This window comes from Curtobacterium sp. Csp2 (assembly GCF_013347165.1).
This window is the reverse complement of sequence record NZ_CP054593.1, coordinates 133,204-154,556: the sequence shown is the minus strand read 5'-3', so window position 1 is coordinate 154,556 and position 21,353 is coordinate 133,204. Positions and strand designations below refer to the sequence as shown.

Sequence of the window (21,353 nt, the reverse complement as noted above, 5' to 3'; positions counted from 1 at the left end):
CCGAACCACTTCCACTTCCACTTCCACTTCCAGGAGTCCGCATGACCACCACCAGCAGCATCACCATCGCCGTCCTCGGCTCAGGCCGGGTTGGCAGCACCCTCGCAACCGGACTCGCGGCCGCCGGCCACGAGGTCACGCTCGGTGTCCGTAACCCCGGCACCGCCCAGCACGACGTCCTCGCCTCGGACGTCGCGACGGCGATCGAGACCAGCGACCTCATCGTCAACGCAACCCCGGGTGACACGACCCTGGAACGGCTCGTGGGCCACCGTGACGCTCTCGCCGGCAAGGTGCTCCTCGACGTCTCCAACGCCACAGTCCGCAGCACCGACGGTCTCCCCGGCGGGCTCCTCTACCCCGACGTCAGCCTCGGCGAGCTCCTGCAGGATGCCCTGCCCGACACAAAGGTCGTCAAGACCCTGAACACGATGCTGTTCTCGGTCATGACCGCTCCAGGGAACCTCACGGCCCCACCTACCGCGTTCGTCTCCGGCGATGACGTCGACGCGAAGCGGCTCGTCCGGACCGTCCTGCAGGACCTCGGGTGGGATGACGACTGGATTCTCGACCTCGGTGGGATCAGCACCGCCCGCGGTACCGAAGCCATGGCACTCATGGTGCCCAGCCTCCTCGGCGCACTCGGGTTCGTACCCTTCGCACTCACCGTCGCCCGCTGAACCGTTCCGATGCCCGATTGGCTGCTTGACATGGGAACCTGCGGCAGTCTCGGGCTCATCGAAGGGTTGCCCGGTTGTCCTCACTTCGGAGAAGAGCACCGAGGAGCTGTCCCACCCCACGGCTGATGGAGGCTCTCAATCCACTCAAGCCGAAACGGAACACCCAGAAAGCCCGCCTCCCGGCCACGCTGCTCCAGCCTGGACTCCATTTGCAACACCGCGAATCACGCTGGTGTTGCAACGGCCACCTGAACCTCAAGGCTCGGCTATCGGACACGACTGCTGGTGCTGCGGTCGACGCAGGTACCGATACGGCGCCGGTCGATTCGTGCGCCGGTTGTCAGAACATGTAGGTCCGTGTGGAGTCGTGGGTGAACCCGATGCGGGAGTAGACCGGCGCTCCCTGGGGGCTCGCCTGAAGGTACGCAACGGACGCACCTTGCTCCCGAGCGGCGGCCATCAGCGCTCGTGTCACGGCTGCGCCGTGGCCCTGTCGTCGGTGTTCGGGGCGGGTCGCGATCGTGTACAGGCCGACGACATCGGGCGTGGTCTGGGTGGACATGCCTGCCGAAATGATCTCGCCGCTGGCTGACTCGACGACGATGCCGGTCACCTCGGGACGGGCCAGGAGTGCGGCGTTCGCGAACGGGGCGCTCTCGGCGAGGGTGTCGAGCTCGAAGCCGTCGGCGATGCACTGAGCCATCGCGACGCTATCGCTCCGCTCCGCGCGCCGGACGCGGAATGGGTGCTCGAGGAACTCCGCGGCTTCGCGGAGATCCATAGTCATCGTGGGGATCCCTCCGGCGCGCGTGAACCCGAGCGCTGCAGCCCATTCGGTCTGCTCAGCCGAGGCGTCCGTCCCGACTTGGATGCTTTGGAGCGCCTGGTCCGGGCTCAGTCGCCGCCGGAGCTGTTTCAGGTCGTCGACGCGCACGTCTGCGCGGGCGGTGACCAAGCCGTTCGCGGTGATCGTCCCGGCTCCGGTGAAGACCGCGCCGAGTTCTTCGTCACCAACGAACCAGCCACCTTCCGCATGCTCGGCGACGAGTCGCATCGCTTTGATGCGCTCGAAGACGTCGGCCTGGGCGGGGGACTGGATCGACAATGGGGTGATCATGGTGCTCCATGGGCCGGGTGGGTGGTGATCGACGAGTGGGGTGTCCCGTCATGGTCGACGCTGACATACCGGTGGGGTTGGGAGCACCAGTGATTCCACTGGCTGTGTCGCAACCGTGTCGCCGCAGTGGTTCCGGTTATCGATCGGCTAGCGGTCGATCTGTGCGAGCCAGTCGCGGACCAGGGCGTTGGTGATGCCGGGTTGCTCGAGGTGCACGTTGTGTCCGGCACCGTCGAGGACGAGGAAGCTCCCTCGCGGATGTGGTCCCGGAGTGCGAGCCCGTCTTCGTAGCCGACGACGTCGTCCTGCCGACCGAAAGCCCAGCACCCGGCAGGTCATCGCGACCGGGATCCGGTCGGCGGCCAGTTCACGGACCAGCGGGTACATCATTTTGGGAAGTGCGCTTGGGACAGATACGCAGCGGCACGGCGGAGGATCTCGTTCCGTTCTCCTGCTCCAGCAGCCGGTTCCGTTTCCGCAGCTCTCGCAGCTCGACGTTCTCGGTCGTCGTGGGCCCGGACTGGATCCCGTCGTCGATGTCCGCTCGGCGTAGCCAGTTCGTCACAGTCCCCTCGGAGATGCCGAAGTCCTTCGCGACCTGCGTCAACGGGATCTCACCGCGACGAGCGACCGCGATCACGTCGCGTCGGAACTCCTCCGGATAGGGCTTCGCCATGATCGACATCCTTCCAGCGAGGACCACGTCCCCACAGGTCAGGAGTCAACCGAACCGACATCAGTCCCCCAAGCGTCATGGTGCCCTTCACGGGTTGCTTCCGTTCATACGGGTCTGAGAGCACGGCAGCGTGTGATCCTGTAGTTTCCCGCTCGTTCACATTCGAGCCATGAGGCCCACTTAATTTTGTTTCGTCGCGCGGCAGGGTTCGCCGGTGCTGGCGTCTGCCGGGCGACTTTCCTACTTATGCCCCCGAAGGGACCCCTGTGAATATCAAGCGAATCGGTTCGATCGCAGCGATCGCGATCGCCGGCGCCGTCGTGCTGTCCTCCTGCGCGGCGAACGAGAGCGGCAGCGGCGACACCGCTGCGCCGACCTCGAGCTCCGGTACCGACTACTCGAAGCTCTCGGGCACGCTGACCGGCTCCGGTGCGAGCACCCAGCAGACCGCTCAGGGTGTGTGGGCTGCGAACTTCCAGAACGTCGCCTCCGGCGTGACGGTCAACTACTCGCCGGACGGCTCCGGTGCCGGCCGCAAGAACTTCATCTCGGGTGCCGCGGACTTCGCCGGCTCCGACGCCGCGCTGAAGGACGAGGAGCTCTCGGGCTCGTTCGACCTGTGCACGGACAAGGCCATCGACATTCCGGTGTACATCTCCCCGATCGCCATCGCCTACAAGGTCGAGGGCGTCTCCGACCTGACGCTCGACGCGAAGGCCATCGCGGGCATCTTCTCGGGCAAGATCACCAAGTGGAACGCCTCCGAGATCGCCGACCTGAACAAGGGCGTCGACCTGCCGGACACGAACATCACCGTCGTGCATCGCAACGACGACTCGGGCACCACGTACAACTTCAGTCAGTACCTCAACGTGAACGCGCCGGACGTCTGGACCGAGGAGCCCAGTCAGACCTTCCCGTACTCCGTCGGCGACAGTGCGAAGGGCACCTCGGGCATCGCCTCGACCATGGCCACCGCCTCGAACGCGATCACCTACATCGACGACTCCGGCGCCGGTGACCTCGACAAGGCGAAGCTCATGGTCGGCGACAAGGCCACCGAGATCTCGGCCGAGGGTGCTGCCAAGGTCGTTTCTGACTCGGAGCTCGAGACCGGTCGTGAAGCCAACGACGTGGCGATCGACATCGACCGCAAGGACACCGCCGAGGGTGCGTGGCCGCTGGTCCTGGTCTCCTACGCGATCGCCTGCCAGGAGTACAAGGACGCCGACAAGGGTGCGCTCGTGAAGGGCTACCTCGACTACGTCGTCACGCAGGACGCGCAGGAGGCCGCCGCGAAGGAGGCCAAGTCTGCCGCCCTCTCCTCCGACCTGTCGGAGAAGGCCGCGAAGGCCGTCGCCTCCATCAAGTAGCAGCAACCGACGTGCAGGAAGGAGCACGGCCCGCCAACGGGCCGTGCTCCTTCCTTATCCTCCCGACGATGCCGTCGAGCGCACTCCGGTCTACGAGCGTGCGGCTAGCAGATTCTCGATCAGTGTGATACCGATTCGGTGGGATCAGGAAGGCGTGAAGTATCCCCGGCTGAACGAATCGAAGAAGATCATGCCCAACTTCCCGGCATCGACTCGACCGTCCGCGCCGAGTATCGCTTCATCGACGGAGACGTTGGCGACGCGTCCGATCACCGTGTGGATGTGCTTCTCGTAGAGCACCTCGACCAACTCGCATTCGATGACCATCGTGCTGCCATCGATGATCGGCGCGTTGACGTGCTTGGCCTTCTGGACCGTCAGGCCCGTCTTGGCGAACTTCTCCGGCACCTGGAAGCCCGAGTAGGTGCCAAAGAAGTCGGCGTACGGCATCAGTTTTTCCGTGGCAAGCGTCACCGTGAACGCGCCCATCGCTTCGATGTTTCGATGGGTCTTCTTGTTGGTGTTGATGTTGAGGTTGATGTAGCCGCCGTGGTTCAGCGCACCCCAGTGGGAGTTCATGAAGTTCACCCGGCCGGCCTCGTCGTAAGTGCCGATCATGAAGAGCGGCATAGGGTGCCCGTAGCCGAACTCGCGGGCGGTCAGGTCTTTCATGGTGCTCATCTCAGGCGATTTTCCTTCTCGTGTACGTGCTTGCCGTGGCCGGCGCGAGTCGGTCGCGCGACACGGGGCTCAGACTGTGCAGGCCGGCTAAGAAGTGTCTGCTCGGTGGCGACTGCGGCCGTTGCGAAGCCGCTTCGTCAGGCACGCCCGTCAGCGTAAACATTGACATCATTGTCAAGGTCAAATCGGGAACCAACTGCAGTCCTCGCCCCGCGGTAGCTGCACGCGGCGTTCGGTGCCGTGCGCGCTGACGATCATCCGATGCCGTGGAGAGAGCCGGCGGGCCAGTGGGGTCGATGCCCTATCGGCGCCCGGAGTCGAGCCCCCCCCCCCGGGGGGGGCACCGGGTCAGACGTGGGCCATGTCGAGGAGGTCAGCGTGCTCGGAGCGCAGCAGGTAGTCGGTGACGGCCTCGCGGCTCTTCTGCAGGCACACGATGCGGTTTTCCACGACCCGCAGTTCCCGGGCGAGTTCTTCCGCTGCAGCACGGCCGGCAGGGGATTCTCGTGGTCCGGGCTCGGGTGCTTCGATGTCGAGGACGATCTTGATCATCCGGGTCGACAGGCCAGCCTCCACGAGTGCGCGGACGTGGCGGGCGTGCTCGACCTGCTCGTCCGTGTAGTCGCGGTACCCGTTCGATGACCGGGACGCTTCGATGAGGCCCTGCTGCTCGTAGTACCGCAGCATCCGTGCCGGAGCGCCGACCGCTTCCGCTGCATCGCTGATCTTCATCGTGTGGTGCCCCTTCCGCTCGTCAGGCTTGACCTTGACAGTGATGTCAAAGTTTAGCCTCTTCTGCGTGCTCGGCCCCGAACGGCGGGAGTCGAGGGAAAGGACGCACATGTCAGCGCGCAACTGGGACGGCACGTCACGGAAGATCCTCGTCATCGGAGCGGGTGAACTCGGGATGCCCGTCCTCCGCAACGTCGTCCGCCGCGCGGCAGACGTCGCAGGGTCCTCGGTCGACGTGCTCCTGCGGGGCACGACGATCGACTCGACCTCGCCGGCGAAGCAGCGCGACGTCGCCGAGATCCGCCAGCTCGGCATCGGCATCGTCCGCGGCGACCTGGTGCAGAGCACCATCGAGGACCTCGCAGCGATCTTCCGCGACTACGACACCGTGATCGGCTGCACCGGCATCACCGCGGGCCTCGACACCCCGATGAAGGTCGCACAGGCCGCGCTTGCCGCGGAGCTGCCGCGGTACTTCCCGTGGCAGTTCGGAGTCGACTTCGACGTCATCGGCCGTGGCAGCCCCCAGGACATCTTCGACTCCCAGCTCGACGTCCGCGACCTGCTCCGCTCCCAGCAGGACACGGAGTGGGTGATCATCTCCACCGGCATGTTCATGAACTACCTCTTCGACGCCGACTCCGGGATGGTCGACCTCCCGAACGACACCGTGAACGCCCTCGGGACTGTGGACACCGCTGTCACCGTCACCACCCCGGAAGACATCGGCGCGCTCACCGCGGAGATCCTGTTCACCGAGCCCCGCATCCGGAACGAGATCGTCTACGTCGCTGGGGACACCATCACTTACGGCCGCCTCGCCGACACCCTGCAGAGCGTCCTCGGCCGGCCGTTCACTCTGCAGGTGTGGTCCGAGCCGCAGCTCATGGACGAACTCCGCGCGGACCCGGACAACATGACCCGCAAGTACCGTGCCGTGTTCTCCCAAGGCCGCGGCGTCGCGTGGGACAAGGCCGACACGTTCAACGCCCGCCGAGGCATCCCCACGACGAACCTGCCGGACTGGATCGGCAGCAACCTCGCCTCCTGAGCTCAAGAGACAGAACAGTGAACAGTGAGCATCCGATGATCCTCCGGAAGTACACCCACCCCATTGTCGTCCTCGAAAAGGACGGCGCGACCCTCCTGGTCGACCCAGGCACGTTCACGGCGTCGGCTGCGGAGCTGATCCGTGACGCTGACGGTGTGCTCGTCACCCACGAACACCCCGACCATGCCGACATCGACCTCATCGCCGCCGCCCTCGACAGCCAGCCGGAACTGCTCGTCTGAGCGCCAGCAGCCGTCGCCACACAGCTGCCGGCCGCCGACGGTCGTGTCCGCGTTGTCGCACCGGGCGATCACGGATCGCTTGCGGAGTTCATCGTCGTCGTCGTCGTCGTCGGCGGCCGCCACGAGATGATTCATCCCGACCTGCCTGAGTCCAGCAATGTCGGCTACGTCATCGACGACAACGTCTACCACCCGGGAGACTCCTACTTCGTCCCGCAGCAGCCGGTGCGGACGCTGCTGGTGCCGATGTCCGGGCCCTTCGCGCACCTCGACCGCATCATCGACTTCATCCGTGCCACCCACCCGGAGCGTGCGATCCAGATCCACGATGCCCTCCTCACCGACGTGGGCAAGCAGTTCCTCACGCAGTTCATCGACCCGCTAACCCCGTCGCCGCTCGAGATCCTCGAAGAGGGGATACCGGTTCGGCTCGAACGAAACGTTCGATAGCCGAGCGGCTATTGAACGATCCGAGCGCACCCGACTCGACCCGCCCGAGCCTGGTCCTTGCTCAGGAGAATCAGTCTCCCCAGTGGAAGTTGCGGAAAGAGGTTCGCACGTTGAAGCGGCGCCCTTCCTTCCTGCGTTGCAGGAAGTCAGCGATCGTGTCGATATCGTTCGGCTTCATGCCCAGCTCGCGGCACCTCGCGCGCAGCTGATCGACCGTGACGCCTTGCCATCGCGCGGGCCGGTTCATCATGTCGGCCTTGAGCTTGTCCTCTTCATTCCACTTCAGGCCGCTCGAGTAGCCGGCCGACCAGCTCGCGACGCTCTGCAGGATGGCATCCACATCGTCGGGAAGACTCACGGGCTCGACACTGGGCTTTGAGGCCGCTGCCGTCGTTCCGTTCGGCAGGAGGAGATCAGGAGATGCTTCCACAATCCAGTCGGCGGTGGACGACTCACCCCATTCGATGACGACCAGTGCAGCGGCGTCGGCGTCCCACAGGTCGTTCAAGTGCTGCCGGTCTGGCCACGCATGGACGACCCGGCGCCCGGACAGGGAACCGATGGAGAGGCCGCGCCACGTGAGGTGCGTTGTTCCAGGGGCGTTCACCGCGCGCTTCAGCCAGCCGGCAGGGACGTCTCGTCGCGGTGTGACGACGATCAGAGGTGCTTGGCCTTGCGCTGCGATCCAGGACAGGGCTCTTGCGTTCTGCGCGTCACGGGAGTCACCGTCGCCCAGCCGTGACAGCGCGACCGGGTAGTCGTAAGCATCAGGCATGTTCTCGCCCCATCTCTTGTGTTCGCAGGGTAGCGAGGCCCCCCGACACGATCAGCCACCCTTGCCGTTCCGCCTGGTCGCCGACAGCCGATCCACGACGCGCTGAGCGGCCTCTGCCCGGGCGGCCCGGTCGGACGCGAAGAGCACCGCCATGAGTCCGAAGATCCCGATCATCACCGTCTGTCGCGACAGCAGGATCGCGACCGACGCGATCGCCGCGGGGATATAGGGCGCGATTGCCGTGAGCATCGACCAGAAGTTCATGCTCGCCTCCACAACCGGACGCTGACCCCTGCGTGTCGGCGCCGATCAGGTCAGCGTTACGAACTCAACTGGTAGTGCCGGCGAGGACGACCGGTGATGTCGGAGGCCGAGCATGAAACGCAGGTTCCTTACTCAGCCTCCGACGGAGGTCCTGGCCTTCCGCTCTCAGCTCGTGAGCTCGCAGCGGTACCGAGGGGGTCCGGCTCCTGCACGGCAGGGTCCGTAATCGGCGTACAACTCCGGGGGCGTCATGGCGCTCCTAAACCCGGATGGCAAACGCACGGCGTTCACCGGTGTCCGTGGCGGACGTGCCCGTGAGGGCGACTGGCTTCAGCATCCCGTGTCAGTCTGCTTGGCCACCTTCATCGTACCTGTGTTCGACCGTGTCGGGGAAGTCCGAGGGTGAGCTCCGGCGTGCTTCGCTGAAAGTAGCGACGTTCGGTAGACCATTACCTATCGAGACGTCAGCCAACCGCCTGATTCTCATTGAGGGCACCCCAATCGAGACGTTTGCGGGCAGAGCTCCCCTTCCCGAATGAGGATTGGCGTTTTTTCGGCGGCTACTTCTTCCCGCGGCGGGCTCGTCGCAGTTCCGCGACGATGCGTGCCCGCTCGGGGTCCTTGGCCAGCGTGCGGTCGTCGACGACGTCCACGATGTGCTTGACCAGCTCCACGACCTGCTTGCGCAGGAGGAAGCCGAGCACGGCGAGGGCGACCGTGATGACGCCGGTCAGGATGGAGCCGCCGAAGGCTGTCAGCATGTCCACCGTGGTGTCGGTGATGAGCATGTTGCCTCCTTCGGGTTTGGCCGTATGGCCAGCCCGCCCGTCGTGGGCGGGGGTCTAGAGCGCCGGAAATCGACGCAAGCGCCCGATGGGGGCGCGTAGTACCCCTATGCGTGGAGCGAGCGGCTTGCTGCGTGCTCCCGCGTTGAGGGCATGGAGAAGGCCGGCCCTGACGGGACCGGCCTGTTCGTGGTGCTCGGGTGCTGCGCTGAGGGCAGAGTCGTCTCGAGCGGTTCCAGCCTACGGTTCGGGCCAGACATGACGAAAGCCAGTCCAATGGACTGGCTTTTTGCGCGCACTGACTACGCACGCCACAGCATAGCGGGTTTTGGAACATACTTGCAAGCATGCGGATCGGGGCGTGCCGATCCCGCTCAGGAGCCGACGTGCGGGCTTCGGCGTTCGACGAGGACGTTGTCGCGCCACTGTCCGGCCCACGGCCCGAACGTCATGAGGCCGATGCGTTCTCGGGTGCCGAGTTCGCGGAACCCGTGGCGGCCGTGGAGGGCTCGGGAGGCGGTGTTCTCGGGGAAGATCCCGGACTGGATGGTCCAGATCCCAGCGGCCTCCGTCGACGCAATGAGCGCGTCGAGGAGCAGGTGTCCGACGCCGCGGCCGCGCGCTGTGGCGGCGACGTACACCGAGTGCTCGACGACGCCCCGATACACCGGCCGGGTGGAGGTCGGGGAGACCGCCACCCAGCCGAGGACCTCGTCGCCGGCGACGGCGACGAACCGGTGCTCGGGCAGCTTGCCGGCGTCGAATGCTTCCCAGCTTGGCGGTTCCGCCTCGAACGTTGCGTTTCCGGTTGCGATGCCCTCTCGGTAGATCGTCTCGACACTGGGCCAGTCGGCGGCGGTCATCGGCCGAACGGTGACCGGGGTGTTGTCGGTCATGGGTGCAGGAGCTCGTCCTGGATGCGGGCGGCGACGGCGTTGCGCATGGGGCGGACGTCGTCGGGGGACCAGGAGTCCGGGTCCGGGAACGACCACTGCAACACCTTCCCGCGAGGTGTCGCGGGCAGGTCGAGGCCGGGCTTCATCAGCACGACGACGTCGGCCTGATCCAGCAGTTCTGGGGTGACCTTCCGCGGGGTTCGGTTGCTGATGTCGAGGCCGAGTTCCGCGACGGTCGCGGCGATCGACGGGTTCACCTCGTCGGCGGGAGCGATGCCGGCGGAGGTGGCGGTGTAGCGGTCTGGGGTTGCGAGTTCGAGGAGGGCTGCGCCGAGTTGGGAGCGGCCGGCGTTGTGCTGGCAGATGAACAGCACGGTGGGCTTGTCGGTCATGTCGGGCCGGTTCAGTTCGTGCAGCAGGAGCTGCTGGCGGGCAGAGCGGCCGGGGCGGGTGCGGCGCAGCACGACGACCCCTCGGACACTGCGGTCGTCGTGGGGACGTCGCAGGAGGATGAGCCGCCGATGTCGGTTGTGCAGACGCCGGTCTCGGGGAGGACGAGCTGCACGTCGCGGGCGGCCTGGTGGTCGCCGGCGAGTTCCGCGGCGATGGAGCGGACCTGCTCGTAGCCGGTGAGGAGCAGGAACGTGGGGGCGCGGCCGTAGGACTTCATCCCGGCGATGAAGAAGTTCGGTTCCGGGTGCGCCAGCTCCACGACACCGTGCGGGGGGACGGACCCGCAGGAGTGCAGGTTCGGGTCGATCAGTGGCGCGAGCGCGCGGGGTGCTTCGACAATGTCGTCGAGGCCCAAGCGGATCTCGCGGAGCATGTCGAGGTCGGGCCGGAACCCGGTGGCGTTCACCACAACGTCGACCGTGACGGTGAACGGATCCCCGGCACGGCGGCCGGTGACGGTGACCTGGTCGCCGTTCGGGCGGACGTCGTCGATCTCGAACGAGGCAAGCTGCTCGATGTGCCCGGACTCGACGAGGCCGTGCACGTTCGAGCCGAGCTGCCCGCGTGCGGCGAGCCCGTCGGCAGCGTCCGCGCCGAGGCGGGCGGTACCGGCGTTTCGGATCGCCCACAGCAGCGTCGTGCCGGCTTCGTCCTTGGCGAGGGCGGCGAGCTTGATGAGCGTATTCGCTGCCGAGTGGCCGGCGCCGACGACGAGGACCCGCTTCCCGGCGAATCGTGCCCGGTCCGCGCCGAGCACGTCGGGGAGGGCGTGCACGATGCGGTCGCCGAGGTTCGCTGCGGGGGCGAGGCCGGCGGCGGTGAGCGGGTTCGGGGACGTGTACGTGCCGGAGGTGTCGACGACGGCGCGGGCGGTGACGTCCTCGACGCCGTCCGCGGTGTGGAGGCGGAGGAGGAACGGGGTGTCGGCGCGGCCGGCGGAACGGGTGCGGTCCATGCCTTGCCGGGACACCGCCTCCACGTGGACCCCGTACCGGATCGCCGGTGCCAGCTCCGGCGTCTGGGCGAGGGGTTCGAGGTACTGGGCGACGAGGTCGTGCCCAGTCGGCAGCGACGACCGGCGGGGCACGGTCCAGCCGGTGGGTTCGAGGAGGCGGCGGGCCGCCTCATTGATGACGTACCGCCACGGGGAGAACAGCCTGGTGTGCCCCCACGCCCGGACGGACGTGCCGACCTGGTCGCCGGCTTCGTAGACGACGGCGGGCAGGCCCTGCTCGAGCAGGTGCGCGGCGGCTGCGAGCCCGACGGGGCCGGCGCCGATGACGGCGACGGGCAGCCCGGTCAAGCGGTCCGCGTCGGCCCGGGGTGGGACGGTGAGGGTGAGCGTCATGGGGGGTGGTCCTTCCGGTGGTTAGGCGGATGCTTCGGTGGGCAGCAGCTCGGCCAGGAGCGCTTGCACGCGGGTCTTGATCTCGTCGCGGATCGGGCGGACGTCGTCGATGCCCTTCCCGGCGGGGTCGGTGAGGTCCCAGTCCTCGTACCGCTTGCCGGGGAAGATCGGGCACGCGTCGCCGCAGCCCATGGTGATGACGGCGTCGGAGTCGCGGACGGCGTCGGTGGTGAGGATCTTCGGCCGATTCGCGGCGATGTCGATGCCGTCCTCCGCCATTGCTTCGATCGCGACGGGGTTGATCTGGTCCTTCGGCTCACTGCCCGCGGAGAGGACCTGCACGTGGTCGCCGCCGAGGGCCTGGGCGTAGCCGGCAGCCATCTGGGAACGCCCGGCGTTGTGGACGCAGACGAACAGGATCGTTGGGGTCGCGGTCATGGCGGTGCTTTCGGTAGGGGTGGTCGTGGTCATCGGATGAGGGTGAGCCAGCCGGCGAGGGCTGTCAGGGTGACGGCGAGGACGGGGACGGTCAGGACGATGCCGGTGCGGAAGTACTGCCCCCAGCCGATGTGGATGCCCTTCCGGTCGAGCACGTGCAACCACAGCAGCGTTGCCAACGACCCGATCGGTGTGATCTTCGGGCCGAGGTCGGAGCCGATGACGTTGGCGTAGATCATCACTTCGTGGGTCAGGCCGGTCGCTCCGGCTCCGCCGATCGCGAGGGCGGCGATGAGGACGGTCGGCATGTTGTTCATCAGCGACGCGAGGATCGCGATCACGAACCCGACCCCGAGCGCGGTGACGAGGACCCCGTGGTCCCCGAACACGTCGAACAGGCGGGCGAGGTAGTCGGTGAGGCCCTGGTTCTGCAGCCCGTACACGACGAGGTACATGCCGATCGAGAACAGCACGATCTGCCACGGCGCCTCCCGGATCGTCTTCCACACCGGAATCACCCGCCCCGACCCGCCAACGGTGCCACCACTGCCGCCGGTGACGGTGGCGGTGCCACCGGTCGTGACGAGGACCGGGGACGCAGCCTGACGGACGAAGAGGAATGCGGGTTGCCGGGCAGCGACGAGAACGATCACGACCGCGCCGACACCAGCGACCGCGGCGAGGGGCACCCCGAGCGGGTCGGCGGCGAAGTAGCCGACCAGCAGCACGGCGAGGACCACCCATCCGGCGCGGAACGTCGCTCGGTCCTTCACCGCGGCGGCGGGCGGGGTGAGGGCGAGAACGTCGTACCGCTTCGGGATCGACCGGCCGAAGTACGCCAGCAGCATCCCGAGGGACGCCAGCACGGACACGATGCCGACGGGCACCATGACGGCGGCGTACTCGGCGAATCCGAGGCCGAAGTAGTCGGCGGAGACGATGTTGACCAGGTTCGACACCACCAGCGGCAGGCTGCCGGTGTCGGCGATGAACCCGGTGGCGAGGATGAACCCCAGCGCCGCCTTCGCCGGCATGTTCAAGGCGCGGAGCATCCCGACGACGATCGGGGTGAGAATCAGCGCGGCCCCGTCGTTGGCGAACACGGCCGCGATGACCGCGCCGAGTCCGACGATCAGCACGAACAGCAGCCGACCGTTCCCGCGACCCCACCTGGCTACGTGGAGGGCGGCCCACTCGAAGAACCCTGCCTCGTCGAGGATCAACGAGATCAGCACCACTGCGACGAACGTCAGCGTTGCGTTCCACACGATCCCGACCACCGTCGGCACATCACCGAGCACCACCACCGTGGTCGCGAGGGCGAAGACCGCGCCGATGAGGGCGGTGTAGCCGATCGGGAAGCCCTTGGGCTGCCAGATCACCACCACGAGCGTCGCGACAAAGATCGCCGCAGCGACGACCGCCAGCACCATCAGCCGCTCACCCCGGCCTGGTTCGCTGCCGCGGCGGCGCGTTCCCAGCCCTGCGCGGCGACCTGCACCGCATCCCACGGGGACCCGAGCGGCGGCGTGTAGGAGAGGTCGAGATCGATCACGTCGTGGACGGTGAAGCCGGCGTGGAGGGCGGTGGCGAAGGTGTCGATGCGCTTGCTGATCTCCGCGGACCGTTCCCCGACGATCTGCGCGCCGAGGAGCTTGCCGGACGTGTGGTCGCCAGTGACGCTGATCGTCAACGGCACCGCACCCGGGTAGTACCGCTTGTGGTCATCCGCGACCGTCACACGCGTCAGCGGCGACACGTCCAGCGGGGCGGTTTCGTGGTGGCGGAGGCCGGTACGCGCGGCGACGAGGTCGAACACCTTCACCACCTGCGTCCCCACCGAACCGGCGAACTTCCGGGATCCGCCGAGCATGTTCTCGCCCGCGACGCGGCCCTGCTTGTGCGCGGTCGTCCCGAGCGGCAGCCAGGTCGTGCCGAGGAGCCGGTGGTGTGTCACGACGCAGTCACCTGCCGCCCACACGTGCGGCACCCCGGTGCGCATCTGCTCGTCGACGACGATCGCGCCAGCCTGGCCGAGTCGCGCACCGGCCGCGGCCGCGAGATCCGTCAATGGCCGTACCCCGACACAGACCACCACGAGCGCGAACGTTTCGGCGGCGTCACCAGACGTGGAGCTGGTCGCGACGCTCCACTGCCCGCCGCCCGCCGGGGTGATTCCGGTGACGGTCGCACCGGTCAGCACCGTCGCGCCGTGCCGGCGGACCTCCTCGGTGACTAGGGACCCGAGTTCCGGGTCGAGGGTGGAGAGCACTTCCGGTCCGCGCTGAATCAGCGTCGTCTCGAAGCCGCGGGCGACGAGCCCCTCGGTCATCTCGAGGCCGATGTAGCCGGCGCCGACGACGGCGACGCGGCTTCCGGCCGGCAGGAGCTCCAAGGCGGCGACCACCTGCTCGGCGTCGGTCATCGAGTGCAGCAAGTGAATCCCGGGCTCACCGAACGGGATCCCGGCCGGGCGGACCGGCTCCGCACCGGTCCCGATCAGCAGCTCGTCGTACCCGATCTGCTCATCGCCGGCCGGGCCGGTGACACTCAGCAGCCGGCGGTCGATGTCGACGGCGGAAGCCCACGTCGAGGAGCGGACAGTAATCCCGGCGGCTTCGAGGTCGGCGCGGGTGCGGTGCGCGAGGGACGCTTCCGTGGCGACGTCGCCGGAGACCCAGTAGGGGATGCCACAGATGGAGAAGTTCGGGAACTCGTCGGCGAGGACCACGGTCACATCGGTCGACGGGTCGAGCTCACGGGCGCGCAGCGCCGCGGCAATGCCGGCGTCACTGCCACCAACGGCAACAAGGTGAGTCATCGGGTCGGTCCTCTACAGATCGATCGGAAGGCGAGCAGCGACATCGAAGCACGTCGATATCGATGAGCGCAAATATAGACGTGCATCGAAGGACGTGGGATGATGGGGTGATGACGACGATCGAGCTGCTCCCCATCCAGGACGTCACCGCATGCTGCTCGCCCGTCACCACCGAAGCGATGACGCAGGAGTCCGCGGAGGTCCTGGCGAAGTCGTTGAAGGCGATCGCGGACCCGGCGCGGCTCCGACTGATCTCGATGGTGGCCGCGCACGAGGGTGCGGAAGCATGCGTCTGCGACCTGCAGGAACCGCTCGGGCTGTCCCAGCCGACCGTCTCGCACCACCTCAAGGTGCTCGTCGACGCCGGCATCCTGCACCGGGAGAAGCGCGGCACTTGGGCCTACTTCTCCCTCGTCCCCGGTGCCCTCGAGTCGGTCGCGGCACTGCTCACCTCACCCACCCGCTGATCACCAAACTCGCCTCGCGACGAAGCCTCCGCACGGTGAGGATGAAGACATGACCGACGAGCAAGAATCCAACCCAATCGCGGACGCCCGTGCACGGATCCGTTGGATGATGGAGGAGCAACGCAAGCAGCCGAAGGTGTTCACCGAGGTGAAGGACAGGGACCTCGTCACCTTGATGGACCGATTCGCTGGGTCGCTTGAGTTCAACTCGATGCTCGTTGCTTCGCAACTGATCGCGGAAGTCAGCCGACGACAACTGTGGGATGCCGTCATCGAGCGGCGCACCGCCATGCTTGCTCTGGGACATCCTGATGAGGACCGAGCGACACTCCGAGATCGTGCGCAGCTGGAGCTGGACCACTTCCGGAACGAGCACTTCCCAGTTGACCCTGACATCTTCGGTGAGGACGAAGCAAAGGCAAAGGCAGCTTGGAACGGCTACATCCAATTCTGATCGAACGATCGAAACCCGCGTCCAGCAAAGCGCTAAGGCGTGGGATCCTGGCGGCGATCACTACTACCGCGCCCGTGCACAGAGACGGCACGCTGAGTCAGCGATCAGTACTACGTCGCGTGAGGAGGTTCGCGTGGCCACGGTAGTGCTAGAGATCCGCTATCAATGGCCATCGCATCAGGTCGACCACTCTGCAGTCCGCCGTCACTTCAACGCTCCCCGCCTGACCGTCGCCGGCGAGGAGAACGGGCCAGAGATGTTGCGGTTCCAACCCGATGCGACTCAACGGGCCACTCTGACATGGGTCCTCGGGAACCGAACCACGTGGACGATCGAGCCACCCGGCGAGACACTGCCGGGCCCGAGGAGGCATGGGACCACTGGCAGAAGCAAGCGGACACGGCGCAAAGGATGTTCCGCGGCGACCTCGCCAGCAGAGGTAAACATCAATCGGTTGTCGACGCCCTGCTGACCGGTGAGGTCCTGTTTTACGCGGCATACGGAAACACGATCATGCGGTACCCCCACGAACCAATTCCGGACGAGACGCCGCAACCCGACGGCTACGCCGCTTGCTCGACTGGAAAGGCATGGGCTGACAACTGGCAGTTCGACTTTGAGCCCCTGTCCGGCGAAGAAGACGACTGGGTTGGCCTGATCTGGCAAGCAGACGAACGTCGATGGTTGGATGCTGCCACCTACGAACCGGTCGACGAAGACGAACATCCCGAGCTCATCAGCTTCGCCGAGCAGGATCTCCAGCGCATCCGCCGCGCTGAACAGATCGCAGATGCATGGTACGAGGCTTATCTACTGGTCCTCATCAACCTGTTCACTGACGGAGTCAGTATTGAGCATCGACAACGCGCAGTTCGGCGAGACGACCTGAGCGCTGGGCTCTCTTGATGCAGAGTAGGGGTGTATCACTCTATGCGAGCACCAAGGTGCGTAGCGGTCACGCCGCCGCGTAGTCAGTTGCATTGAGGAACACCGGCGGGGCCGTCAACTAATATGTTCACTTCCGAATTTGAGGACAGGTCCTTTGCCAGGTGGATAAGACACTTTGCGGGCGACCTGACTCATTATCTAGCTGGCCAGCCGAGTGAGCGAGTGCGCCTGAGTTATTGATCTCTCGGGACCGGTCGAGTAGAAGACTCGAAGAAACCAGGTCCGAAGCGGGCAACGAGCTGATCCTGCGCCGTGCACAACATCTTTCGAAATCCGCAGGGATTCGAGATGTGCATCGACGTCGAAGCTCAGGCCGAGGGTGAAATCGCTGAGTGCTCCAGTATTGGCACAAACGTCGGCGCAGGTAGGTAGGCGGGAACCTCATGGCGTCGATCTGATCGTCGTGTCATCTTCCGCCTTGCAGATGGTTCATGTCATCAGGGAGGACCATTTCCTCGGGCGAGTAGCCATCCGGTTGAAGCACCGACAGTAGTTTCGGACTTGTCGTTCCCGCCAGGTTCGTGCTCTACTTAGGAAGTCCTCGTTTAGGGGGATTAAGAAGCGGTTTGAGCACTCAAGCGCACCGAACTGGGGGAGAACATCGTGACGGAGCACGTCGACGAGAGCTGGGCCCAATTCTGGGCTGTCGACCTTCACGTCCACACCCCTGGCTCGCAAGACGCCGACGACGCGCACTACGGCACTCCGGAAGATGTCGTTCAGGCGGCGCTCGACCAGGGACTCGCAGCGATCGCCGTGACAGACCACAACACCGCCGCGTGGTGTGATCGCATGTCCGATGCCGCGCGCGACACACCTCTCGTTGTCCTCCCCGGGGTTGAGCTCAGCACTCGCGAGGGACACCTGCTCGGGATCTGGGAATAGGGCACCCCCGCTCAGCAGATTGAGGACGTTCTCCTCAAGCTCGGCATCAGCCGCGGCGACTTCGGCGCAACTAACGTGACCGCGGCGTACGGGATGGGGGACTGCGCAACGCAGATTGAGGCCGCGAACGGTCTCGCGATCGCGGCCCACATTGACAAAGAGCGCGGCCTGCTACGCCAGCAGGTACAGACCTATGTGAATGAGCTCCTCGCGCACCCCCACATCGCCGGGTTCGAATACGTTCGCGCCGAGACGGTGGCGACGGTCGTGGCCAAACTCGGCGACAGCCGTACGCCAGCAATGGTGCGGCACTCTGACACTTTCAGCGCCGAACTGGGCCACCACGCGCTCTCGGGAATCGGGCACCGTCGCACCTGGTACAAAGCGGCCCGCCCGGATCTCCTCGGCGTCCGCTACGCACTCGAAGACCCGGGACTGCGAATCCGTACGGTCGACCCAACCGCGTCGGAGGCGCAACCGACCATCGAGCGGGTGGAGATCACCGCCGGCTTTCTCGGCGGTACGATCATCGACCTGAGCCCAGACCTGAACTGTCTGCTCGGAGGTACGGGCGCCGGGAAGTCCCTTGTACTTGAGAGCATCCGCTTCGCCGTCGACCAGCAGGTGGACGCCGCGGCGTTTGCCGCCATCCGCGAAGAAGTCGACCTCCGCCTCTCGCTCGCTCTCGGTGTCGGAACGACGGTGCATGTGACCGCGTCTGTGGGAGGTGAGACGTACCGGTTCAGTAGACGGCTCACCGCCACGCCGTCCGCGCCAGAAGTCGCACAACGGCTGGGGGATGAGTGGGTTGCCATCGAACGCGGCCCGGCTCTCATCCTGCCGATCGCCGCCTTCTCTCAGGGCGAGATCCTTGAGTACTCCCGCCAACCCGTGGGGCGTGTCGGACTCGTTGATGCGCACATCGATCTCGTCGAGATCGACAGCCGAATCGAAGCTGCCGAGGCCGCCCTCGCCGCCAACGCGACGGACCTCGTCGAGTCACGGAAGCGGTACGAAGACCTCGGCAAAAAGTCGTCGACAGCCCCGACCCTGACTACACGCGAGAGTGAACTCTCCGGTTTCTTCGATCAAGATCTTGTCAACGAGCAGCGAGAGTGGTCCAGTGAGCGCTCTGACCTGTCTGCGTTTCGCACGGAGATCGACGGCTGGAGTCTCCAACTCCCGGACCCACCGGTGGTACCCGCCGCACGAATCGACGGTCACGAAGCAGCCTTCCGAAGGTTGACTCAGAAACAAGCCGCATTCAAAACTACGATCACACGCGCCAGGAGGGATACTGCCTCCGCGCGGAGGGCGCTGCTAGACGAACTCATCGCCGTCCGGCAAGAACTGGACGGGTCTTATGCCGCATTCGAGAACACGCTCCAGGAGCGGCTCGCACAGTCCGGTCAAAGCACCATGGCGAGCCTCTTGGCCGAGCTGCAGGCCGTGCAGGCGGCGCTCACGCTGGCGAACAGCGCAGCCAACGACCTCAGCGACTCCGCGGCACCGGAACTGACCCGACTCTTGGTCGAGCGAGAAGGACTCCTCACGCAGCTGAAGGGTGCCCGTGATGACCGACGTGACCTGCGCCGCCGCCGCGTCAAGGTACTGAACAAGGAAACCGCCGGGATCGTCAAGCTGGATGTGCCGAACGGATCCGATCGCACCGAGTACCGCGCCCGCTTGGAAGAGATCAAGGTCGGGTCGCATCTCCAGGGGCCAGTCCTCGACACCATCTCCGAGAAGATCCACCCGTATTCGCTCGCTCGGGCGATCTGGTCCGGCGACCATTCACTGCTGGGGCCGCTCCCAGACGGCGTTAACGCGACCGACATCGCCCGACTGCAGACTAATATCGCCGACAAGGCGCTATGGTCGGAGCTCCTGGCAATGCAGATCGTCGATCTCCCCGACAAGCTAGACGTTAAATTCAAGAAGCCCGAAGGCGACGACTACGTTCCAATCGAACACCTCTCCCACGGCCAAAAATGCACCGCGGTCTTGGTCATCCTCCTTGCTGACGGCGACACGCCCGTTCTTGTTGACCAACCCGAGGATGCCCTTCACGCGCCATGGATCGAGGACTACCTTGTCGATCGGCTCCGCGATCTCCGAGGCACCCGCCAGTACTTGTTCGCCACCCGAAGCGCAGGACTCGTGGTCAGCGCGGACGCGGAGCAACTGGTGACCATGAAAGCGACGGCCACGCGAGGTGAGGTCGAAGCTCGCGGATCGCTGGAACGGCACGACGTCAATACGCTTGCGCTGCATCATCTCGAGGGAGGCAAGGTGCCGTTTGACAGGCGCGCCCGGAAACTCCGCGCCTCGATCAACGCGTGAATTCGGCGCCGTTCACCGACGCGGGCGCCGCGCCTCTAGGCCCTGTCGCGCGGAGACGTACCGTTCGTACTGTGAGCCACGGTAGCGCTCGTGCTGCCCAAGGGCGGTGTAACTGAACCCCAGCGCATCGGCGACCATAGGAGCAGGCATCGCCGCGACGAGCTCGTCCAGAGCGCCGTTCTTTGCCGCGAGAACATTCACGCCAAGGCCGGCGATGAGAGTGCGGAGGTGGTTCTGCGTCACATGCGAGCCGGCACGGGTTCCGGGAAACAGGAACGGATTCCGAGCCACGTTCCCCGTCCGATCTCGTGATCGCGCCGCGAGGTGATCGCGGACAAGGCTTGCAAACGGTTCGGGGATGGGGACCTGATCGGAGACGACCTCGAGAACTAGTCTCGAGTCGTCCAGTTCTCGGATGACTGTCAGAGGGAACTCGACGATCCGCGCGACGGGTTGCGCGAAGACGAGCAGAAGTAACATCGCCACGCGATCGGCCGGGGTGACCGTTTCATCTTGCAGGAACGAGCCGATGGCGGCAAGGCGCTCTTCCTGACTAATCCGGCGCGTGCTCCGAGCAGGCCGGCGGGGGACATCGAGAGGGACCGTGTCTTGAGCGCGTGAGGTGAACAGCAGGAACTGGCGAACGGTGTAGCGTGTCGTGGCCCCGGTAACGAGCCACTCGTCGACATCGGCCTGACTGCACTGAGCCAGGGGCATGCCCCGGCTAGAAATCCACCCGACGAAGTCGACTGCGACCGTGATCTCCTGCTTCGCGTGATGCACGCTTCGCTGGCTATCCCATCGTTCCGTCCCTGCGCGCAGCCGTTTCAAGTGGTGCCATCGAGCGAACCGGTCCACGGCATCCCGTGATGTCTTGTCGTCAATGGACGCGATCTTCGACGTGATCCACATCTCGAACTGCGCAAGGGGTTCGTCACGCCGGGGGAGTGCGTCCACGTCGACCAGAAGAGCGCGCATGTGCCGGACGGCAGCGTCTTGAGGGAGCGCATCGAACGATTCGTGCGTTAGGGGCAATTCTCCCGATCCGAGCGCGTGCAACAAATCCCGGGGCCGCTTCAACCGAAGCCATTGGTATATACTTGCCTGCCGGTCCGCACTCAAAAGCCGGTCGCGAAGACGGTCTAGGGCCGAGTCTGCCGCGGGACGGTCGAGCCGGAGGTATTCGCTCAGATCGACTCGGTTCACGCACCTCTCGCACTGCCCGGCTCGCTTCAGGGCCCCTTCCTCGCCGCACGTGCCACATCGGAACGACATGCGAATCCCTGCGCAGTCACCGCAGATTGCTGCGCCTCGACTGTCTCGCCCGGGGAGAAGCCGGGCGATGCCGCACCTGGCGCAGCGTCCGGACTTATGTATCGCCTCGTCGAAGCAGCGGCCACAGATCCGCCCTTCGGGAAACGAGTACTTCACCCGCGGCACCATCTCGTGGCATCGAGGGCAGTCGACGGCGCAC

Annotated in this window: 24 protein-coding genes; 10 read left to right on the top strand and 14 right to left on the bottom strand. The window is 65.8% G+C overall.

What is annotated here, in order from left to right; genetic code table 11:
- The first annotated feature begins 41 nt into the window (after positions 1–41).
- Positions 42–680, top strand: a complete 639-nt coding sequence (locus HUN59_RS00730) for an NADPH-dependent F420 reductase (RefSeq protein ID WP_058724531.1) — start codon at positions 42–44, stop codon at positions 678–680.
- A gap of 340 nt (positions 681–1,020) precedes the next feature.
- Here HUN59_RS00730 and HUN59_RS00725 read toward each other — a convergent pair whose 3' ends face one another.
- Entirely contained in the window at positions 1,021–1,797 is a 777-nt protein-coding gene (locus tag HUN59_RS00725) for a GNAT family N-acetyltransferase (RefSeq protein WP_174777213.1), read from the bottom strand.
- Between the two features lie 367 nt (positions 1,798–2,164).
- A complete protein-coding gene (locus HUN59_RS00720) occupies positions 2,165–2,473 on the bottom strand; it encodes a transposase (RefSeq protein ID WP_174777212.1) in 309 nt (102 codons plus the stop codon).
- A 266-nt stretch (positions 2,474–2,739) separates the two neighbouring features.
- Between HUN59_RS00720 and HUN59_RS00715 the strand changes: the two genes are divergently transcribed.
- Complete coding sequence (locus HUN59_RS00715) at positions 2,740–3,846, top strand: phosphate ABC transporter substrate-binding protein PstS (protein WP_174777211.1); 1,107 nt, start codon at positions 2,740–2,742, stop codon at positions 3,844–3,846.
- Between the two features lie 144 nt (positions 3,847–3,990).
- On the opposite strand, the gene HUN59_RS00710 is transcribed toward HUN59_RS00715, so the two are convergent.
- Complete coding sequence (locus HUN59_RS00710; RefSeq protein ID WP_217483598.1) at positions 3,991–4,527, bottom strand: flavin reductase family protein; 537 nt, start codon at positions 4,525–4,527, stop codon at positions 3,991–3,993.
- Positions 4,528–4,875: 348 nt separating this feature from the next.
- A complete protein-coding gene (locus HUN59_RS00705) occupies positions 4,876–5,259 on the bottom strand; it encodes a MerR family transcriptional regulator (protein WP_174777210.1) in 384 nt (127 codons plus the stop codon).
- Positions 5,260–5,368: 109 nt separating this feature from the next.
- Here HUN59_RS00705 and HUN59_RS00700 point away from each other — a divergent pair, with 109 nt between their 5' ends.
- The 3 genes from HUN59_RS00700 to HUN59_RS19280 all read left to right on the top strand — a co-directional run bounded on the left by HUN59_RS00700 (position 5,369) and on the right by HUN59_RS19280 (position 7,002).
- The gene (locus HUN59_RS00700) at positions 5,369–6,310 is read left to right on the top strand and encodes an aromatic alcohol reductase (RefSeq protein ID WP_174777209.1); all 942 of its coding nucleotides are present in this window, start codon (positions 5,369–5,371) and stop codon (positions 6,308–6,310) included.
- A gap of 35 nt (positions 6,311–6,345) precedes the next feature.
- Complete coding sequence (locus HUN59_RS19285; protein ID WP_217483597.1) at positions 6,346–6,552, top strand: MBL fold metallo-hydrolase; 207 nt, start codon at positions 6,346–6,348, stop codon at positions 6,550–6,552.
- 126 nt (positions 6,553–6,678) lie between these two features.
- Positions 6,679–7,002, top strand: a complete 324-nt coding sequence (locus HUN59_RS19280; RefSeq protein ID WP_217483596.1) for a hypothetical protein — start codon at positions 6,679–6,681, stop codon at positions 7,000–7,002.
- 70 nt (positions 7,003–7,072) lie between these two features.
- Here the strand turns inward: HUN59_RS19280 and HUN59_RS00690 are convergent, their stop codons facing one another.
- The 9 genes from HUN59_RS00690 to HUN59_RS00650 form a co-directional block, all read right to left on the bottom strand.
- A complete protein-coding gene (locus tag HUN59_RS00690) occupies positions 7,073–7,777 on the bottom strand; it encodes a hypothetical protein (protein WP_174777208.1) in 705 nt (234 codons plus the stop codon).
- A 51-nt stretch (positions 7,778–7,828) separates the two neighbouring features.
- A complete protein-coding gene (locus tag HUN59_RS00685; protein ID WP_174777207.1) occupies positions 7,829–8,041 on the bottom strand; it encodes a hypothetical protein in 213 nt (70 codons plus the stop codon).
- A 560-nt stretch (positions 8,042–8,601) separates the two neighbouring features.
- A complete protein-coding gene (locus tag HUN59_RS00680) occupies positions 8,602–8,829 on the bottom strand; it encodes a hypothetical protein (RefSeq protein WP_174777206.1) in 228 nt (75 codons plus the stop codon).
- Between the two features lie 371 nt (positions 8,830–9,200).
- Positions 9,201–9,722, bottom strand: coding sequence for a GNAT family N-acetyltransferase (locus tag HUN59_RS00675; RefSeq protein WP_174777205.1), 522 nt, complete (start codon positions 9,720–9,722; stop codon positions 9,201–9,203).
- Entirely contained in the window at positions 9,719–10,114 is a 396-nt protein-coding gene (locus tag HUN59_RS00670) for an arsenate-mycothiol transferase ArsC (protein WP_174777204.1), read from the bottom strand. Before HUN59_RS00670 ends, HUN59_RS00675 begins: the two co-directional genes overlap by 4 nt.
- A gap of 11 nt (positions 10,115–10,125) precedes the next feature.
- On the bottom strand, positions 10,126–11,523 hold the full coding sequence (locus HUN59_RS00665; protein ID WP_174777203.1) for an FAD-dependent oxidoreductase: 1,398 nt from the start codon (positions 11,521–11,523) through the stop codon (positions 10,126–10,128).
- A gap of 21 nt (positions 11,524–11,544) precedes the next feature.
- Entirely contained in the window at positions 11,545–11,961 is a 417-nt protein-coding gene (locus tag HUN59_RS00660; RefSeq protein WP_174777202.1) for an arsenate reductase ArsC, read from the bottom strand.
- 29 nt (positions 11,962–11,990) lie between these two features.
- Complete coding sequence (locus HUN59_RS00655) at positions 11,991–13,394, bottom strand: arsenic transporter (RefSeq protein WP_174777201.1); 1,404 nt, start codon at positions 13,392–13,394, stop codon at positions 11,991–11,993.
- On the bottom strand, positions 13,394–14,782 hold the full coding sequence (locus HUN59_RS00650; RefSeq protein WP_174777200.1) for an FAD-dependent oxidoreductase: 1,389 nt from the start codon (positions 14,780–14,782) through the stop codon (positions 13,394–13,396). Before HUN59_RS00650 ends, HUN59_RS00655 begins: the two co-directional genes overlap by 1 nt.
- A gap of 110 nt (positions 14,783–14,892) precedes the next feature.
- Between HUN59_RS00650 and HUN59_RS00645 the strand changes: the two genes are divergently transcribed.
- The 5 genes from HUN59_RS00645 to HUN59_RS00625 all read left to right on the top strand — a co-directional run bounded on the left by HUN59_RS00645 (position 14,893) and on the right by HUN59_RS00625 (position 19,879).
- Positions 14,893–15,249, top strand: a complete 357-nt coding sequence (locus tag HUN59_RS00645) for an ArsR/SmtB family transcription factor (protein WP_058724395.1) — start codon at positions 14,893–14,895, stop codon at positions 15,247–15,249.
- A 49-nt stretch (positions 15,250–15,298) separates the two neighbouring features.
- Entirely contained in the window at positions 15,299–15,703 is a 405-nt protein-coding gene (locus tag HUN59_RS00640; RefSeq protein ID WP_174777199.1) for a hypothetical protein, read from the top strand.
- 324 nt (positions 15,704–16,027) lie between these two features.
- A complete protein-coding gene (locus tag HUN59_RS00635) occupies positions 16,028–16,609 on the top strand; it encodes a hypothetical protein (protein WP_174777198.1) in 582 nt (193 codons plus the stop codon).
- Positions 16,610–17,254: 645 nt separating this feature from the next.
- Complete coding sequence (locus HUN59_RS00630) at positions 17,255–17,536, top strand: PHP domain-containing protein (protein ID WP_174777197.1); 282 nt, start codon at positions 17,255–17,257, stop codon at positions 17,534–17,536.
- A gap of 75 nt (positions 17,537–17,611) precedes the next feature.
- Complete coding sequence (locus HUN59_RS00625; protein ID WP_174777196.1) at positions 17,612–19,879, top strand: ATP-binding protein; 2,268 nt, start codon at positions 17,612–17,614, stop codon at positions 19,877–19,879.
- 12 nt (positions 19,880–19,891) lie between these two features.
- On the opposite strand, the gene HUN59_RS00620 is transcribed toward HUN59_RS00625, so the two are convergent.
- Positions 19,892–21,085, bottom strand: coding sequence for a hypothetical protein (locus tag HUN59_RS00620; protein WP_174777195.1), 1,194 nt, complete (start codon positions 21,083–21,085; stop codon positions 19,892–19,894).
- Positions 21,086–21,353 lie beyond the last annotated feature (268 nt).

What these genes read in the sequence shown, in the direction of transcription:
- HUN59_RS00725 (WP_174777213.1), bottom strand. Translation starts at nt 1,797, where the DNA reads ATGATCACCCCATTGTCGATCCAGTCCCCCGCCCAGGCCGACGTCTTC.
- HUN59_RS00680 (WP_174777206.1), bottom strand. Translation starts at nt 8,829, where the DNA reads ATGCTCATCACCGACACCACGGTGGACATGCTGACAGCCTTCGGCGGC.
- HUN59_RS00690 (WP_174777208.1), bottom strand. Translation starts at nt 7,777, where the DNA reads ATGCCTGATGCTTACGACTACCCGGTCGCGCTGTCACGGCTGGGCGAC.
- HUN59_RS00670 (WP_174777204.1), bottom strand. Translation starts at nt 10,114, where the DNA reads ATGACCGACAAGCCCACCGTGCTGTTCATCTGCCAGCACAACGCCGGC.
- HUN59_RS00665 (WP_174777203.1), bottom strand. Translation starts at nt 11,523, where the DNA reads ATGACGCTCACCCTCACCGTCCCACCCCGGGCCGACGCGGACCGCTTG.
- HUN59_RS00685 (WP_174777207.1), bottom strand. Translation starts at nt 8,041, where the DNA reads ATGAACTTCTGGTCGATGCTCACGGCAATCGCGCCCTATATCCCCGCG.
- HUN59_RS00720 (WP_174777212.1), bottom strand. Translation starts at nt 2,473, where the DNA reads ATGGCGAAGCCCTATCCGGAGGAGTTCCGACGCGACGTGATCGCGGTC.
- HUN59_RS00645 (WP_058724395.1), top strand. Translation starts at nt 14,893, where the DNA reads ATGACGACGATCGAGCTGCTCCCCATCCAGGACGTCACCGCATGCTGC.
- HUN59_RS00710 (WP_217483598.1), bottom strand. Translation starts at nt 4,527, where the DNA reads ATGAGCACCATGAAAGACCTGACCGCCCGCGAGTTCGGCTACGGGCAC.
- HUN59_RS00660 (WP_174777202.1), bottom strand. Translation starts at nt 11,961, where the DNA reads ATGACCGCGACCCCAACGATCCTGTTCGTCTGCGTCCACAACGCCGGG.
- HUN59_RS00655 (WP_174777201.1), bottom strand. Translation starts at nt 13,394, where the DNA reads ATGGTGCTGGCGGTCGTCGCTGCGGCGATCTTTGTCGCGACGCTCGTG.
- HUN59_RS00650 (WP_174777200.1), bottom strand. Translation starts at nt 14,782, where the DNA reads ATGACTCACCTTGTTGCCGTTGGTGGCAGTGACGCCGGCATTGCCGCG.
- HUN59_RS19280 (WP_217483596.1), top strand. Translation starts at nt 6,679, where the DNA reads ATGATTCATCCCGACCTGCCTGAGTCCAGCAATGTCGGCTACGTCATC.
- HUN59_RS00705 (WP_174777210.1), bottom strand. Translation starts at nt 5,259, where the DNA reads ATGAAGATCAGCGATGCAGCGGAAGCGGTCGGCGCTCCGGCACGGATG.
- HUN59_RS19285 (WP_217483597.1), top strand. Translation starts at nt 6,346, where the DNA reads ATGATCCTCCGGAAGTACACCCACCCCATTGTCGTCCTCGAAAAGGAC.
- HUN59_RS00730 (WP_058724531.1), top strand. Translation starts at nt 42, where the DNA reads ATGACCACCACCAGCAGCATCACCATCGCCGTCCTCGGCTCAGGCCGG.
- HUN59_RS00640 (WP_174777199.1), top strand. Translation starts at nt 15,299, where the DNA reads ATGACCGACGAGCAAGAATCCAACCCAATCGCGGACGCCCGTGCACGG.
- HUN59_RS00700 (WP_174777209.1), top strand. Translation starts at nt 5,369, where the DNA reads ATGTCAGCGCGCAACTGGGACGGCACGTCACGGAAGATCCTCGTCATC.
- HUN59_RS00675 (WP_174777205.1), bottom strand. Translation starts at nt 9,722, where the DNA reads ATGACCGACAACACCCCGGTCACCGTTCGGCCGATGACCGCCGCCGAC.